The 15468-nt window shown below is 69.7% G+C and carries 14 protein-coding genes; 9 read left to right on the forward strand and 5 right to left on the reverse strand.

Annotation, left to right across the window (positions count from 1 at the left end; translation table 11 throughout):
* Position 1 precedes the first annotated feature (1 nt).
* From ACTWQF_RS30865 to ACTWQF_RS30880, 4 genes are all read right to left on the reverse strand, one after another.
* A complete protein-coding gene (locus ACTWQF_RS30865) occupies positions 2–328 on the reverse strand; it encodes a non-heme iron oxygenase ferredoxin subunit (RefSeq protein ID WP_443283029.1) in 327 nt (108 codons plus the stop codon).
* Positions 325–1548, reverse strand: a complete 1224-nt coding sequence (sufD, locus tag ACTWQF_RS30870) for a Fe-S cluster assembly protein SufD (protein ID WP_443283030.1) — start codon at positions 1546–1548, stop codon at positions 325–327. The genes ACTWQF_RS30865 and sufD overlap by 4 nt, the downstream gene beginning before the upstream one ends.
* Positions 1549–1620: 72 nt before the next feature.
* Complete coding sequence (gene sufB, locus ACTWQF_RS30875; RefSeq protein WP_443246643.1) at positions 1621–3042, reverse strand: Fe-S cluster assembly protein SufB; 1422 nt, start codon at positions 3040–3042, stop codon at positions 1621–1623.
* Entirely contained in the window at positions 3039–3875 is an 837-nt protein-coding gene (locus ACTWQF_RS30880) for a helix-turn-helix transcriptional regulator (RefSeq protein WP_443283031.1), read from the reverse strand. The genes sufB and ACTWQF_RS30880 overlap by 4 nt, the downstream gene beginning before the upstream one ends.
* A gap of 238 nt (positions 3876–4113) precedes the next feature.
* Between ACTWQF_RS30880 and ACTWQF_RS30885 the strand changes: the two genes are divergently transcribed.
* Genes ACTWQF_RS30885 through ACTWQF_RS30900 form a run of 4 tightly spaced genes read left to right on the forward strand, consistent with a single transcriptional unit; the run spans position 4114 to position 7210 of the window.
* Positions 4114–5040, forward strand: a complete 927-nt coding sequence (locus ACTWQF_RS30885) for an ABC transporter ATP-binding protein (protein ID WP_443283032.1) — start codon at positions 4114–4116, stop codon at positions 5038–5040.
* Positions 5037–5816, forward strand: coding sequence for an ABC transporter permease (locus tag ACTWQF_RS30890; RefSeq protein ID WP_443283033.1), 780 nt, complete (start codon positions 5037–5039; stop codon positions 5814–5816). The genes ACTWQF_RS30885 and ACTWQF_RS30890 overlap by 4 nt, the downstream gene beginning before the upstream one ends.
* 55 nt (positions 5817–5871) lie before the next feature.
* Positions 5872–6882 (forward strand): COX15/CtaA family protein, encoded by a 1011-nt coding sequence (locus tag ACTWQF_RS30895; RefSeq protein ID WP_443283034.1) that lies wholly within the window; start codon positions 5872–5874, stop codon positions 6880–6882.
* A 10-nt stretch (positions 6883–6892) separates the two neighbouring features.
* Positions 6893–7210, forward strand: a complete 318-nt coding sequence (locus tag ACTWQF_RS30900) for a hypothetical protein (protein WP_443283035.1) — start codon at positions 6893–6895, stop codon at positions 7208–7210.
* A 115-nt stretch (positions 7211–7325) separates the two neighbouring features.
* Here the strand turns inward: ACTWQF_RS30900 and ACTWQF_RS30905 are convergent, their stop codons facing one another.
* The gene (locus ACTWQF_RS30905) at positions 7326–8270 is read right to left on the reverse strand and encodes a heme o synthase (RefSeq protein WP_443283036.1); all 945 of its coding nucleotides are present in this window, start codon (positions 8268–8270) and stop codon (positions 7326–7328) included.
* A 459-nt stretch (positions 8271–8729) separates the two neighbouring features.
* Here ACTWQF_RS30905 and tkt point away from each other — a divergent pair, with 459 nt between their 5' ends.
* From tkt to pgl, 5 genes are all read left to right on the forward strand, one after another.
* On the forward strand, positions 8730–10805 hold the full coding sequence (gene tkt, locus ACTWQF_RS30910) for a transketolase (RefSeq protein WP_443283037.1): 2076 nt from the start codon (positions 8730–8732) through the stop codon (positions 10803–10805).
* 89 nt (positions 10806–10894) lie between these two features.
* The gene (tal, locus tag ACTWQF_RS30915; protein ID WP_443283038.1) at positions 10895–12013 is read left to right on the forward strand and encodes a transaldolase; all 1119 of its coding nucleotides are present in this window, start codon (positions 10895–10897) and stop codon (positions 12011–12013) included.
* A gap of 5 nt (positions 12014–12018) precedes the next feature.
* Entirely contained in the window at positions 12019–13554 is a 1536-nt protein-coding gene (gene zwf, locus ACTWQF_RS30920) for a glucose-6-phosphate dehydrogenase (protein ID WP_443283039.1), read from the forward strand.
* On the forward strand, positions 13551–14666 hold the full coding sequence (gene opcA / locus ACTWQF_RS30925) for a glucose-6-phosphate dehydrogenase assembly protein OpcA (RefSeq protein ID WP_443283040.1): 1116 nt from the start codon (positions 13551–13553) through the stop codon (positions 14664–14666). The genes zwf and opcA overlap by 4 nt, the downstream gene beginning before the upstream one ends.
* On the forward strand, positions 14663–15436 hold the full coding sequence (pgl, locus tag ACTWQF_RS30930; protein WP_443283041.1) for a 6-phosphogluconolactonase: 774 nt from the start codon (positions 14663–14665) through the stop codon (positions 15434–15436). The genes opcA and pgl overlap by 4 nt, the downstream gene beginning before the upstream one ends.
* Positions 15437–15468: the final 32 nt, after the last annotated feature.

The raw sequence follows: 15468 nt of genomic DNA on the forward strand, positions 1-15468 counted from the left end.
TTCAGGACTCCTGTGTGACGGAGACGAGCACATCGTCCCCTTCGATCTTTACGGGGTACACGGGGACGGGGCGGGTGGCGGGCAGTCCGGAGGGCTTACCGGTCCGCAGGTCGAAGCGGGAGCCGTGCAGCCAGCACTCGATGCTGCACTCGTCCACATCGCCCTCGGAGAGCGACACATTGGCGTGCGAGCAGATGTCGTTGATGGCGAAGACCTCACCCTCGGTGCGGACGAGGGAGACCGGGACGCCGCCCAGCTCCACCCGCAGCGGGGTGTCCTCCTCCAGCTCGCTCAGCGAAGCCGCCTTGACGAAGCCTTCCTCACTCATGAGACCGATGCCTCCAGCTCCGCCTCGATCCGGGCGATGAGGCGCTCCTCCACGTCCGGCAGGCCGACCTGCTGGACGAGCTCGGCGAAGAAGCCGCGCACCACAAGGCGGCGCGCCTCGCGCTCGGGGATGCCGCGCGCCATCAGATAGAACAGCTGCTCGTCCTCGAAGCGGCCGGTCGCCGAGGCGTGTCCGGCGCCGACGATCTCGCCGGTCTCGATCTCCAGGTTGGGCACCGAGTCGACGCGCGCTCCGTCGGTGAGCACCAGGTTCCGGTTGAGCTCGTAGGTGTCGGTGCCGGTGGCCTCGGCCTGGATGAGCACATCACCGATCCACACCGCGTGCGCCTCGTCGCCCTGGAGCGCGCCCTTGTAGGCGACATTGCTGCGGCAGTTGGGGGTGTCGTGGTCGACCAGCAGACGGTGCTCCTGGTGCTGCCCCGCGTCGGTGAAGTACAGCCCGTACAGCTCGGCCTCGGCGCCCGGGCCGCCGTAGCTGACCCGGGGGTTGAGCCGCACCACGTCGCCGCCGAAGGTGACCACGACCGACTTGAACGTCGCGTCCCGGCCCACCAGCGCGTTGTGCTGCGAGCAGTGCACGGCGGTGTCGTCCCAGTCCTGGACGGAGACGACGGTCACCTTGGCACCGTCGCCGAGGACGAACTCGACGTTGGCCGAGCGCACCGCGTCCCCGGTGTGGTCGATGACGATGACGGCCTCGGCGAAGGCGCCGATGTCGAAGACCGTGTGCCCGTAGGTGACACCGCCCTCGCCGTGCAGGTTGACCCGCACCGGCTCGGTCAGCACCGCGTCCTTGGGCACCGTGATGACACTGGCCTTCTCGAACGAGGAGAACGCCTGGGCCGCCACCCGGTCCACCGGCTTGCCGGCGCGGCCGATGCGCGCGTCGTCCCGGGACACCTTCTCGACGGTGACCCCGTCGGGCGCCGACACCTCGGTCTTGACCGTGCCGGTCGCCTGCGCCGTGCCGTCGTGCAGGCCCTTGAGCCGGTCCAGCGGAGTGAAGCGCCACTCCTCCTCGCGGCCGTGCGGCACCGGGAAGTCCGCCACGTCGAAGGACGGCGGCGCGCTCATCCTCGTGGCGGTGGTGGACTCTGCGGCCACCGCGATGGCTCCGGTGGTGTTGGACCCGACCGGTGGGGGTCCCCCCTGGACCGGAGCTTGCCGCAGGTCCTTGGGGGAGTTCTGGGCCTCAGCCATGGCTGTCGTGTTGCTCGCTTTCTGGGATCAAGAACGGTGCTGCCTCATACGGGGAACGGGGGCGGACCGGCGTCAGCCGACCGCGCCCTCCATCTGCAGCTCGATCAGCCGGTTGAGCTCCAGCGCGTACTCCATGGGCAGCTCCTTGGCGATCGGCTCGACGAAGCCGCGCACGATCATCGCCATCGCCTCGTCCTCCGACAGCCCGCGGCTCATCAGGTAGAACAGCTGGTCGTCGCTGACCTTGGAGACCGTCGCCTCATGGCCCATCGTCACGTCGTCCTCGCGGACGTCGACGTAGGGGTAGGTGTCGGACCGCGAGATGGTGTCGACCAGCAGCGCGTCGCACAGCACGTTGGACTTGGAGCCCTCGGCGCCCTCGCCGATCTCGATGAGACCGCGGTAGGAGGTGCGGCCGCCGCCGCGGGCCACCGACTTGGAGACGATGTTCGAGGAGGTGCGGGGGGCCATGTGGACCATCTTGGCGCCCGCGTCCTGGTGCTGGCCCTCGCCCGCGAAGGCGACGGACAGCGTCTCACCCTTGGCGTGCTCACCCATGAGGTAGACCGCCGGGTACTTCATCGTCACCTTGGAGCCGAGGTTGCCGTCAACCCACTCCATGGTCGCGCCCTCGTAGGCCACGGCGCGCTTGGTGACCAGGTTGTAGACGTTGTTCGACCAGTTCTGGATCGTCGTGTAGCGGCAGCGGCCGCCCTTCTTGACGATGATCTCGACGACGGCCGAGTGCAGCGAGTCCGAGTTGTAGATCGGCGCCGTGCAGCCCTCGACGTAGTGCACGTAGGCGTCCTCGTCGACGATGATCAGCGTCCGCTCGAACTGGCCCATGTTCTCGGTGTTGATCCGGAAGTAGGCCTGGAGCGGGATGTCGACGTGCACGCCCTTCGGCACGTAGATGAACGAGCCGCCCGACCACACCGCGGTGTTCAGCGCGGCGAACTTGTTGTCACCGGCAGGGATGACCGTGCCGAAGTGCTCCTGGAACAGCTCGGGGTGCTCGCGCAGCGCGGTGTCCGTGTCCAGGAAGAGGACGCCCTGCTTCTCCAGGTCCTCGCGGATCTGGTGGTAGACGACCTCCGACTCGTACTGCGCGGCGACACCGGCGACCAGGCGCTGCTTCTCCGCCTCCGGGATACCGAGCTTGTCGTAGGTGTTCTTGATGTCCTCGGGCAGGTCCTCCCAGCTCTGGGCCTGCTTCTCGGTGGACCGGACGAAGTACTTGATGTTGTCGAAGTCGATACCCGACAGGTCCGAGCCCCAGTTCGGCATCGGCTTCTTCTCGAAGAGCTTGTGGCCCTTGAGCCGCAGCTTGAGCATCCACTCGGGCTCGTTCTTCTTCCCGGAGATGTCACGGACGACATCCTCGGAGAGGCCGCGTTTGGCGGCTGCGCCCGCGGCATCGGGGTCGGCCCAGCCGTACTCGTACTTGCCCAGCCCCTCAAGCTCGGGGTGAGCAGTCTCCGTAGGAGCGGTCATGCGGGGTTCCTCCCGGCCTCGTTCGCTTTGGTGGCGTTGCTGGCGTTGCTGGTCTTGGCTGGTTCGGGCGTCCTGGCTGCCGGGGGCTTCGCCGCGGCGGCCTTCGGATGCCGGTGCGCTCTGGGAATGAACGTCGTGCACACTCCGTCGCCGTGCGCGATGGTCGCCAGACGCTGGACGTGCGTGCCGAGCAACCGGGAGAAGACCTCCGTCTCCGCCTCGCACAGCTGGGGGAACTGCTCGGCAGTGTGGGCCACCGGGCAGTGGTGCTGGCAGAGCTGCTCGCCCGCCTGCGCGGGCGCGGCACGCGCCGTGGCAGCGTACCCGTCCTCGGACAGCGCACGCGCCAGCGCCTGTGCCCTGTCCTCGGGCGGAACGCTCTCCAGCGCCTCGTGGTATTTCTCCGCCTGCGCCTCGACGCGGGCACGAGCGAAGGCCGCGACCGCAGCCTCCCCGACCTCCCCGCCACCGGCGGTCTGGGCGATCCACCGCAGGGCGTCGGCGGCCAGCTGGTCGTACGCCTGGTCGAAGGCGTCCCGGCCGCAGTCAGTCAGAGCGAAGACCTTGGCGGGGCGCCCCCTGCCGCGCGAGCCGTAGACCCGCTTGGCGCGGGCCTCCACGACGCCCTCGGCGACGAGTGCGTCGAGATGACGGCGGACGGCGGCCTGGGTCAGCTCCAGACGCAGCGCCAGCTCGGCCGCGGTGGACGGACCGTGGTCGAGAATGGAGCGCGCGACCTTGTTCCTCGTGCCGTGCTGTTCATCCTGTGTTGTCGAGGAATGTGCTGCGGAGGGGCCGGACGCGGCATCCGCGCCGGTGGCCCGTTCGGCCATCGGTCGGTCCTCCCGAGCCTGCTCCCTCTTTTTCACAACGTCATTGTTGCTTAATTCGCCAGACCCCGGCAAGCGACGGCCATGACCAGCCACAATGGGGTGCATCACGTAAGGCAGACCTAACCAGGAGGAGCGGCCCAGGTCCGCACAGCCCGCCGCACGAGCCCGCCCGGCTCACAGCGAGAGCCCGCCCGGCCCGCCAGAAGAGTGACGCGATCCGCTCCTTAGACTGCACCGCATGCGAAGTTCAGCGGCTGTGGAAGTCGCCGGGCTGGTGAAGCGGTACGGCAGCAGGACCGCCGTCGACGGGCTCGATCTGACCGTCGCGCGGGGCACCGTCACCGCGTTCCTCGGCCCCAATGGAGCGGGTAAGACCACCACCATCGAGACCTGCGAGGGCTACCGACGGCCGGACTCCGGCACCGTACGGGTGCTCGGGCTCGACCCGGTGACGCAGGGTGCCGAGCTGCGGCCCCGCATCGGGGTGATGCTCCAGAGCGGCGGGATCTACCCCACGGCACGGGTGGAGGAGACGCTGCGCCATATGGCGACGCTGCATGCGCACCCGCTCGATGTGACCGCGCTCATCGAACGTCTCGGCCTGGGCGGCTGCGGCCGCACCCCGTACCGCCGGCTCTCCGGCGGCCAGCAGCAGCGCCTCGCGCTGGCGCTGGCCCTGGTCGGCCGCCCCGAACTGGTCTTCCTGGACGAGCCGACCGCCGGACTCGACCCACAGGCCCGCCACGCCACCTGGGACCTGGTCCGCGACCTGCGCGCCGACGGCGTGACGGTGCTGCTGACCACCCACTACATGGACGAGGCCGAGGAGCTGTCGGACGACGTCGCCATCGTCGATGGCGGCAAGGTCATCGCCCAGGGCGCCCCCGAGGTGCTGTGCAAGGGCGGCGCGGAGAACACCCTGCGCTTCGCCGGCCGCCCCGGACTCGATCTGACGTCGCTGCTCAAGGCCCTCCCCGCGGACACCGTCGCGGTCGAGCTCAGCCCGGGCAGCTACCGCCTCACCGGCACCGTCGACCCCCAGCTGCTCGCCACCGTGACCTCCTGGTGCGCCCAGAACGGTGTCCTGCCGGACCGCATCTCGGTGGAGCGTCACACGCTGGAGGACGTCTTCTTGGAGCTGACGGGGAAGGGGCTGCGGTCATGAGTGGCACAGGGACCTCCGGGACCTATGCGCCCAAGCCCGGTGCCGCGCCGCTGTCGCGCATGGTGCGGGCACAGGCGTGGCTGGAGACCCGGACGCAGCTGCGCAACGGGGAGCAGCTGTTGCTCACCGTCATCATTCCGACGCTGCTGCTGGTGCTCTTCAGCGCCGTGGACATCGTCGACACCGGCAAGGGCTCGCGGGTCGACTTCCTGGCGCCCGGCATCCTGGCGCTCGCGGTGCTCTCGACCGCGTTCACCGGGCAGGCCATCGCCACCGGATTCGAGCGCCGCTACGGCGTGCTGAAGCGGCTCGGCACCTCGCCGCTGCCCCGCTGGGGGCTGATGACGGCGAAGACCTGCTCCGTGCTGGTCATCGAGGCCCTCCAGGTGCTGCTGTTGACCGTGGTGGCGCTCGCGCTGGGCTGGTCGCCGCACGGCAACCCGGCGACGGTGCTGCTCCTGCTGCTGCTCGGCACGGCGGCCTTCTCCGGGCTCGGTCTGCTGATGGCCGGGACGCTCAAGGCGGAGGCGACGCTGGCGGGGGCCAATCTGGTCTTCATCCTGCTGCTGGTCGGCGGCGGCGTCATCGTCCCGCTGGACAAGTTCCCGGATGCCGCGCAGAGCGTGCTCCAGCTGCTGCCGATCTCCGCCCTCTCGGACGGCCTGCGCGACGTGCTCCGGCACGGGGCCGGAGTGCCATGGGGCGACCTCGGCGTGCTGGCCGTATGGGCGGTACTGGGGCTGGGCGCCGCGGCACGCTTCTTCAAGTGGGAGTGAGCCCGAAGACGGCCCCTCGTGAATGCGCGCACAAGCGGCGCCCTACCATGGCTCCGTGCCGAATCTGCTCGAACTCGTACGTAACCCCGTCGCGTACATCGCCGCGCGCTGGACCCCCTCGCCCCGCACCGTGGAGCGGGCGGCCTTCATCTCGCTGCTGATGAGCATCGTCATCGTGGTCACCGGCGGGGCCGTGCGGCTCACCGGTTCGGGGCTGGGCTGCGACACCTGGCCCAAGTGCACCGATGACAGCCTCACCACCACCTCCGCGATGGGCATCCACGGAGCCATCGAGTTCGGCAACCGCATGATGGCCTGGGTGGTCTCCGCTGCGGCGGGCTGGACCATCATCGCCGTACGGGCGGCCAAGCCCGCCCGCAAGGGGCTGAGCAGGCTCGCCTGGTCGCAGTTCTGGGTCATCATGAGCAACGGCGTCGTCGGCGGCATCACGGTGTGGGTGAAGCTGAACCCGTTCGTCGTCGCCGGCCACTTCCTGGCCGCGACCGCACTGCTGACCGTCACCACCCTTACCTGGCTGCGCGCCCGGGAGGGCGACGCGCCGCCCCGTCCGCTGGTGGGGAAGCCCGTCAAGAAGCTCACCTATGTACTGACCTTCTTCGCGGCCTGCCTCATCGTCGCCGGCACCGTCGTCACCGGTTCGGGGCCGCATGCGGGGGACAGCAGCGATGTGAAGCGGATGCCGGTCGCCGTGGAGCTGGCGACGCAGACACATGCCGCCTTCGCCTGGATCGTGGTGGCCCTGGCGGTAGTGCTCTACGTGGGCCTGCGCGTCATGGACGCCCCCATGGGGCCCCGGCGCACCGCGCGCAATCTGATCCTGGTCCTGCTCGGGCAGGGCGTCCTCGGATACGTGCAGTACTTCACGGATCTGCCCGAGCTGCTGGTCGGCCTGCATCTGCTGGGCTCGACACTGGTGTGGATCGGGGTGCTGCGGGTGGTGCTCTCCACCCGGGAGCGCGGACTCCCGGCGGATGCGGAGAACACCGTCCCCGCCTCGGAGTCCGCTGCGGCTCCCCCTCTCGCCGATTTGGCTACCCGCGGGTAGCATCTGCCCCATGGCAGCAGACAGCAGCAAACGGGCGGCCCGGCTCGCCAAGCAGATCGGCGCCTTCGCGCGGCAGCACGGAGGCAGTGCCGAGGCGCAGATCGCGTACGTGGGTCAGGTCGGTTTCCGTATCTCCCTGGTCGGTGCGGACGGCACCTGGGGCGACCTGATGGCGCCTTCCAAGGAGGTTGCCGAGCAGGCGGTGGAGACCGCAGGCCCCACGCTGAAAGAGAGCTTCGACGGCGAGATGGCCGAGCACGTGCGGACCGGCCCGTACGAGTGGGCTCGTATGGCCGGGGTCCAGCTGGGCGGGCCCTCGAGCCATTAGTGCTCCGCTTTCCGCCGCTGCGGCGGAAAGGAAATGCCGCGCAGATGTGTATGGGCCCCTCCCGCCACCGGGAGGGGCCCATTTGTGCGCGGCCTCGGCGCAGCGCTCAGGGCGCTCAGCGAAGGAACGGGTCGATGGCCACCGCGGCGAAGACCAGCGAGACATAGGTGATCGACCAGTGGAAGAGCCGCATCTCCTTGAGCTTGGCCCCCGTCAGACCGGCGCGGGCGCGGGCCCGCAGCGCGTGCGCTTCCCAGAGCCACAGTCCGCCCGACACCAGCGCGACCAGCGGGTAGAACCAGCCGACGTAGCCCAGCGGCCACAGCAGCAGGGAGACGAAGACCATCACCCAGCTGTAGACGACGATCTGGTTGGCGACGACGACATTGCCGGCGACGGCCGGGAGCATGGGCACGCCGACCCGCTTGTAGTCCTCCGTGACCTTCATGGACAGCGGCCAGTAGTGCGGCGGCGTCCAGAAGAACATCACCAGGAAGAGGATGACGGCGGCCCAGCTCACCTCGTTCGTGACCGCTGACCACCCGATGAAGACGGGCAGGCAGCCGGCGATGCCGCCCCACACGATGTTCTGCGAGGTGCGCCGCTTGAGGATCATCGTGTAGACGACGACGTAGAAGAGGAGTGCGCCCAACGACAGCGCGGCGGACAGCCAGTTGACCAGCAGCCCGAACATCAGGGTGGAGGCCACCGCAAGGCTGATGCCGAACACCAGGCACTCGCGCGGGCTGACCATCCCGGTGACGAGGGGGCGCCGCTCGGTGCGGTGCATCAGCGCGTCGATGTCGCGGTCGATGTACATGTTCAGGGCGTTGGCGCCGCCCGCGGACAGATAGCCGCCGAGGCAGGTGATGACCACGAGCCAGAGGTCGGGAACACCTTGGGCCGCGAGGAACATGACCGGGACGGTGGTCATGAGGAGCAGCTCAATGATCCGCGGCTTGGTCAGCTCGATGAACGCCTTTACGCGGGCACCGAGCGGCCGGTGGCCGCTGGGCTCCAGCGTCCCCGCAGAACGGGATTCGACGGCCGTCACGGACACCCCTGATCGCCTTATGAGGAACCAGCGAACCCGCACGGGCGCACAGAAGAAAAGGTGCAGGCCCGGGTCAAGCTCGCGCGTACCACGCCACTTTAGACGTTGGCGATATCTCCCCAGTCATGGGGGGTCACCGTGTTGGCTCCGGGCCTCGCGCCGCCTTCGCAGGTCCGGTCCGGGGCAATCGGGCTGTGTTCGACGGGCGGATCGGGGGAACAGACGTCAGCCTGGGAGTGGTGCTCCCGTGCCGCTCGCCCGCCGATCGTTGGGAATAGCAACTATCTCTTCGTCGTTCACGCAACATTCCCGCAATCGTCGGCCGCGGCGCGGGGCGATCACCCGGTGACGACCACAGAGTGAACTGTCGAAAAGTCGCACGTCCCGGCAGAGGTACGCTCGACACCGCCCGGTGAGCGCACACACACCGGCCATCGAACATGTGGAGAGGAGCCCTGACGCAGGGTGAGCACCAAGCCGACCACCACAGACCTTGAGTGGACCGACCTGGACCAGCAGGCCGTGGACACGGTTCGAGTCCTGGCCATGGATTCCGTGCAGAAGGTCGGTAACGGCCATCCCGGTACGGCCATGAGCCTGGCGCCCGTCGCGTACCTGCTCTACCAGAAGCTGATGCGCCACGACCCGACCGACCCGGACTGGACCGGCCGCGACCGCTTCGTCCTCTCCGCAGGCCACTCGAGCCTGACCCAGTACATCCAGCTCTTCCTGGCCGGATACGGCCTGGAGCTGGATGACCTCAAGGCGTTCCGCACCTGGGGCAGCCGCACCCCCGGCCACCCCGAGCACGGTCACACGGCGGGTGTCGAGACGACGACAGGGCCGCTGGGCCAGGGCGTCGCCAACGCGGTCGGCATGGCGATGGCGGCACGCTACGAGCGCGGGCTGTTCGACCCCGAGGCGGCCGAGGACGAGTCCCCGTTCGACCACACCGTCTGGGTCATCGCCAGCGACGGCGACCTGGAAGAGGGCATCTCCGCCGAGGCGTCCTCGCTCGCCGGCCACCAGAAGCTCGGCAACCTGATCGTGCTGTGGGACGACAACCACATCTCGATCGAGGGCGACACGGCGACCGCGTTCTCCGAGGACACACTCAAGCGGTACGAGGCGTACGGCTGGCACGTACAGCGCGTGGAGCAGCAGGAGGACGGCGACCTCGACCCGAAGGCGCTGTACAAGGCGCTCAAGGCGGCGCAGGCCGAGACCGAGCGCCCCTCCTTCATCGCGATGAGCTCCATCATCGCCTGGCCGGCCCCGAACGCGCAGAACACCGAGGCGGCCCACGGCTCGGCGCTGGGCGTGGAAGAGGTCGCGGCCACCAAGCGGGTGCTGGGCTTCGACCCGGACAAGCACTTCCACATCTCCGACGAGGTCCTCACGCACGTCCGCAAGGCCAGCGACCGCGGCCGCGCGATGCAGGCCGAGTGGGAGAAGCGGCTGGCTGTGTGGCGCACCGCCAACCCGCAGCGTGCCGCCGAGTTCGACCGGATCCGCGAGGGCCGGCTGCCCGAGGGCTGGGAGAAGGCGCTGCCCGTCTTCCCGGCGGGCGAGTCGGTCGCCACGCGTAAGGCGTCCGGCAGCGTGCTCAAGGCGCTGGGCCCGGTCATCCCCGAGCTGTGGGGCGGCTCGGCCGACCTCGCGGGCTCCAACAACACCACGTTCGCCAAGACCTCGTTCCTGCCGGAGGGCAACCCGCTGCCGGGCGCCGACCGGTACGGGCGTACGGTGCACTGGGGCATCCGCGAGCACGCGATGGGTTCGACGATGAACGGCATCGCACTGCACGGCAACACGCGGGTCTACGGCGGAACGTTCCTTGTCTTCTCCGACTACATGCGCCCGGCCGTCCGGCTCGCCGCGCTGATGAAGGCGCCCGTCACCTATGTGTGGACGCACGACTCCATCGGTCTGGGCGAGGACGGTCCGACGCACCAGCCGGTCGAGCACCTCTCGGCGCTGCGCGCCATCCCCGGTCTCAACATCGTCCGTCCCGCGGACGCCAACGAGACCTCGACGGTGTGGGCCGAGATCATGCGTCGGCACAGCAGCAAGCCGGCACCGCACGGCATCGCGCTGACCCGGCAGGGCGTGCCGACCTACGAGGCCAACCCGGCCGCGGCCAAGGGCGGTTACGTGCTGTTCGAGGCCGAGGGCGGTCACCCGCAGGTGATCCTGGTCGGCACCGGCTCGGAGGTGCAGCTCGCCGCCGAGGCGCGCGAGCGGCTCCAGGAGCAGGGCGTGCCGACCCGGGTCGTCTCGATGCCGTGCCTGGAGTGGTTCGAGGAGCAGGAGCAGTCCTACCGGGACAGCGTGCTGCCGCCGGACATCAAGGCGCGCGTCGCCGTCGAGGCGGGCGTGGGCCTGACCTGGCACCGCTACGTGGGCGAGGCCGGCCGGATCGTGTCGCTGGAGCACTTCGGTGCCTCCGCGGACGGCAAGGTTCTCTTCCGGGAGTTCGGTCTCACCGCCGAGGCCGTGCACCTGGCGGCGAAGGAGTCGCTCCAGGCGGCTGCCCGCTGACAGCCCGAGGGCTCCGGGAAACCCACCACCGGGCTTCCCGGAGCGCCCCGACAAACCCAAAGCCAACAAGCACAGGAGATGCGAATCCCATGACAGACGCACTGAAGCGCCTCTCCGACGAAGGCGTCGCGATCTGGCTGGACGACCTGTCGCGCAAGCGCATCACGTCGGGCAACCTCGGCGAGCTGATGGACGAGCAGCACGTGGTCGGCGTGACGACCAACCCCACCATCTTCCAGAAGGCGATCTCGGCGGGCGACGGCTACCAGCAGCAGGTCTCCGACCTGGCTGCCCGCCGGGTCTCGGTCGAAGAGGCCGTCCGCATGATCACCACCGCGGACGTCCGGGACGCCGCCGACATCCTCCGTCCGGTCCACGACGCGACCGGCGGCAAGGACGGCCGGGTCTCCATCGAGGTCGACCCGCGCCTGGCCCACAACACCAAGGCCACCGTTGCCGAGGCCCGCCAGCTGGCCTGGCTGGTGGACCGGCCGAACACCTTCATCAAGATCCCGGCCACCGAGGCCGGTCTCCCCGCGATCACCGAGACGATCGGCAAGGGCATCAGCGTCAACGTCACGCTGATCTTCTCGCTGGAGCGTTACCGCGCGGTCATGGACGCCTACATGGCGGGCCTGGAGAAGGCCAAGGGCCTGGGCATGGACCTGTCGCAGATTCACTCCGTGGCCTCGTTCTTCGTCTCCCGCGTCGACACCGAGTTCGACAAGCGGCTCGCGGCGCTCGGCACGGACGAGGCCAAGGAGCTGAAGAGCAAGGCGGCCATCGCCAACGCCCGGCTCGCCTACCAGGCGTACGAGGAGGTCGTCGCCTCCGACCGCTGGCAGGCCCTGGACAAGGCCGGCGCCAACCTGCAGCGTCCGCTGTGGGCCTCGACCGGTGTCAAGGACCCCTCGCTGCCCGACACGCTGTACGTCACCGAGCTGGTGGCGCCCAACACGGTCAACACCATGCCGGAGGCCACCCTGCACGCCGTCGCCGACCACGGCCAGGTTCAGGGTGACGCGGTGAGCGGCACCTACGACGAGGCCAAGGCCGTCCTCGACGCCATCGCCAAGCTGGGCATCTCCTACGACGACGTCGTCAAGGTGCTCGAGGACGAGGGCGTGCAGAAGTTCGAGGACTCCTGGAACGACCTGCTCAAGTCCACCGAGGCCGAGCTTCAGCGCCTTGCCCCGAAGGAGGCGTAACCGAATTGAGCAGCGCGAGCGGCACAGCCAACCCGCTGCGTGACGCTCAGGACCGACGGCTCCCGCGCATCGCGGGGCCGTCGGGCCTGGTGATCTTCGGCGTCACGGGCGATTTGTCACGGAAAAAGCTGATGCCTGCGGTGTACGACCTCGCCAACCGCGGGCTCCTCCCACCGGGCTTCTCCCTCGTCGGCTTCGCCCGGCGCGACTGGGAGGACGAGGACTTCGCCCAGGTCGTGCACGACGCGGTCAAGGAGCACTCCCGCACCACCTTCCGCGAGGAGGTCTGGCAGCAGCTCGCCCAGGGCATGCGCTTCGTCTCCGGCGAGTTCCACGACGACCAGGCGTTCGAGACCCTCAAGGGCACCATCGACGAGCTGGACAAGTCCCGGGGCACCGGCGGCAATTTCGCCTTCTACCTCTCGGTGCCGCCCAAGTTCTTCCCCACCGTCGTCTCCCAGCTCAAGAAGCACGGCCTCTCCGACGCCGGGCCCGACTCCTGGCGCCGCGCCGTCATCGAGAAGCCGTTCGGCCACGACCTGAAGTCGGCGCAGGAACTGAACGCCGTCATCCACGAGGTGTTCCGGGCCAGCGAGGTCTTCCGGATCGACCACTACCTCGGCAAGGAGACGGTCCAGAACATCCTGGCCCTCCGCTTCGCCAACACGATGTTCGAGCCGCTGTGGAACCGCAGCTACGTCGACCACGTACAGATCACGATGGCCGAGGACATCGGCATCGGCGGCCGCGCCGGCTACTACGACGGCATCGGCGCGGCCCGCGACGTGCTCCAGAACCACCTCCTCCAGCTCCTCGCCCTGACCGCCATGGAGGAGCCCACCTCCTTCGCCGCCAAGGCGCTGCTGACCGAGAAGCTCAAGGTCCTCAACTCCGTACGGCTGCCGAAGGACCTGGGCAAGTACACCGTGCGCGGACAGTACGCGGAAGGCTGGCAGGGCGGCGAGAAGGTGCCCGGCTATCTGGACGAGGAGGGCATCGACCCCAACTCCAATACCGACACCTACGCCGCGATCAAGCTGGAGATCGACAACCGGCGCTGGGCCGGCGTCCCGTTCTATCTGCGCACCGGCAAGCGGCTGGGCCGCCGCGTCACCGAGATCGCGGTGATGTTCCAGCGCGCCCCGCACTCCCCCTTCGACGCCACCGACACCCAGGAACTGGGCCAGAACGCGCTGGTCATCCGCGTCCAGCCGGACGAGGGCGTGACGATCCGCTTCGGCTCGAAGGTGCCCGGTACCCAGATGGAGATCCGGGACGTGACGATGGACTTCGCCTACGGCGAGTCCTTCACCGAGACCAGCCCCGAGGCGTACGAACGCCTCATCCTCGACGTACTGCTGGGCGAGGCGAACCTCTTCCCCCGCCACCAGGAAGTCGAACGGTCCTGGGAGATCCTCGACCCGATCGAGCAGCACTGGGACACCCACGGCAAGCCCGAGCAGTACCCCGCCGGAACCTGGGGACCCCAGGCCGCCGACGAGATGCTGGCACGCGACGGACGGATTTGGCGGCGGCCATGAACATCGACCTGACGGACACCACGTCCAGCCGCATCAACGCCGAACTGGTCAAGGCGCGCCGTTCCCTCGGCTCGCCTGCCATGGGCATGGTGCTCACCCTCGTCATCGTCACCGACGAGGGCAACCACTACGACGCGCTCAAGGCCGCCAGCGGCGCCTCCAAGGAGCACCCCTCACGGATCCTCGTCGTCGTCCGCCGCTTCGGCCGCTCCCCCCGCGACCGGGCACAGCACCGGCTCGACGCCGAGGTCCGGGTCGGCAGCGACGCGCGGGAGGCGGGCTCCGGCGAAACGGTCATCCTGCGGCTGCACGGCGAACTCGCCTCCCACGCGCACAGCGTCGTCCTGCCGCTGCTGCTGCCGGATGCCCCGGTGGTCGTCTGGTGGCCGGAGGACGCACCGGTGAACGCCTCCGAGGACCCGCTGGGCAAGCTGGCCCAACGGCGCATCACCGACTCCGCCGCGACGGAGGACCCGGTCGGCGCGCTCGGCCTGCGCGCCAGCACCTACGCACCCGGCGACACCGATCTGTCCTGGACCCGGATCACCCCCTGGCGCAGCATGCTCGCCGCCTCGCTGGACCAGAAGCAGACCCCCATCGACTCGGCTGTCGTCGAGGGCGAGGAGTACAACCCCTCCAGCGAACTGCTCGCCCTCTGGCTCGCCGAACGGCTGCGGATCCCCGTCGAACGACGGATCTCCGAAGGCCCCGGCATCACCGGTGTACGACTGGAGACGGCCGAGGGCCAGATCTGCCTCGACCGCGCCAACGGCGCCCTGGCCGAACTCGCCGTCCCCGGCCAGCCCGACCGGCACGTCGCCCTCCAGCGGCGCAGCACGGCCGAGCTGCTCGCCGAGGAGCTGCGGCGGCTCGACCCGGACGAGGCGTACGCCGAAGCCGTCCGCTTCGGCATCAACAAGATCTCCGGCCCCGACCCGGCCCACCCCACCCCGGCCGCACCGGCGCCGGCCCCGGCGGAGTCCGCCACGGTGGGGGACCAGGAGCCGCCCTCCCCTTCGGAGCCGACGGAGAAGCCTGCGGCCGCGAAGCCTGCGGCGGCAAGGTCGAAGTCTCGCTCGAACCCGGCGAATTCGAAGAAGGCCACGAAGTGAGCACCGCTGCCCGCGAGGTGCTGGTGCACCCCGACAAGGAGGCGCTCGCCCAGGACACGGCGGCGCGGCTGACCACACGCCTGGCCGAGGCGCAGGCCATGCGCGGCACCGCGTCCGTCGTCCTGACCGGTGGCCGAAACGGCAACGCCGTGCTGGCCGCCCTCGCCGCCTCGTCGGAGGCCCGGGAGCGGATCGACTGGTCGCGGCTGGACGTGTGGTGGGGCGACGAGCGGTTCCTCCCCGAAGGCGACCCGGAACGCAACCACACCCAGGCCCACGAGGCGCTGCTGGACGCGGTACCGCTGGACCCCGCGCGGGTGCATGCGATGCCGCCCTCCGACGGCCGCTACGTGGGCGACGCCGAGGCGGCTGCCGAGGCGTACGCCACGGAGCTCGCCGCCGCGGCGGGCGCCGACCCGGCGGTGCGGGTTCCCGCCTTCGACGTGCTGCTCCTGGGCGTCGGCCCCGACACCCATGTCGCCTCCCTCTTCCCGGAGCACCCTGCTCTGCGGGAGACCGAGCGCACGGTCGTCGGCGTCCACGGGGCGCCCAAGCCGCCGCCTACCCGGTTGACGCTGACGCTGCCCGCGATTCGCTCCGCAAAGGAGGTGTGGCTGCTCGCCGCGGGTGAGGACAAGGCCGACGCGGTCGCCTTGGCCCTCTCGGGCCCCGGCGAACTCCAGGCCCCGGCCGCCGCGGCGTACGGCCGCTCCCGCACCCTCTGGCTCCTCGACACCGCCGCGGCCTCGCGCCTCCCGGCCGCCGAATAATCACTCCCCCACAAGGCCCCGCCTCCCAAGGC

This window comes from Streptomyces sp. 8N114 (assembly GCF_052245835.1).
Lineage (GTDB): Bacteria > Actinomycetota > Actinomycetes > Streptomycetales > Streptomycetaceae > Streptomyces.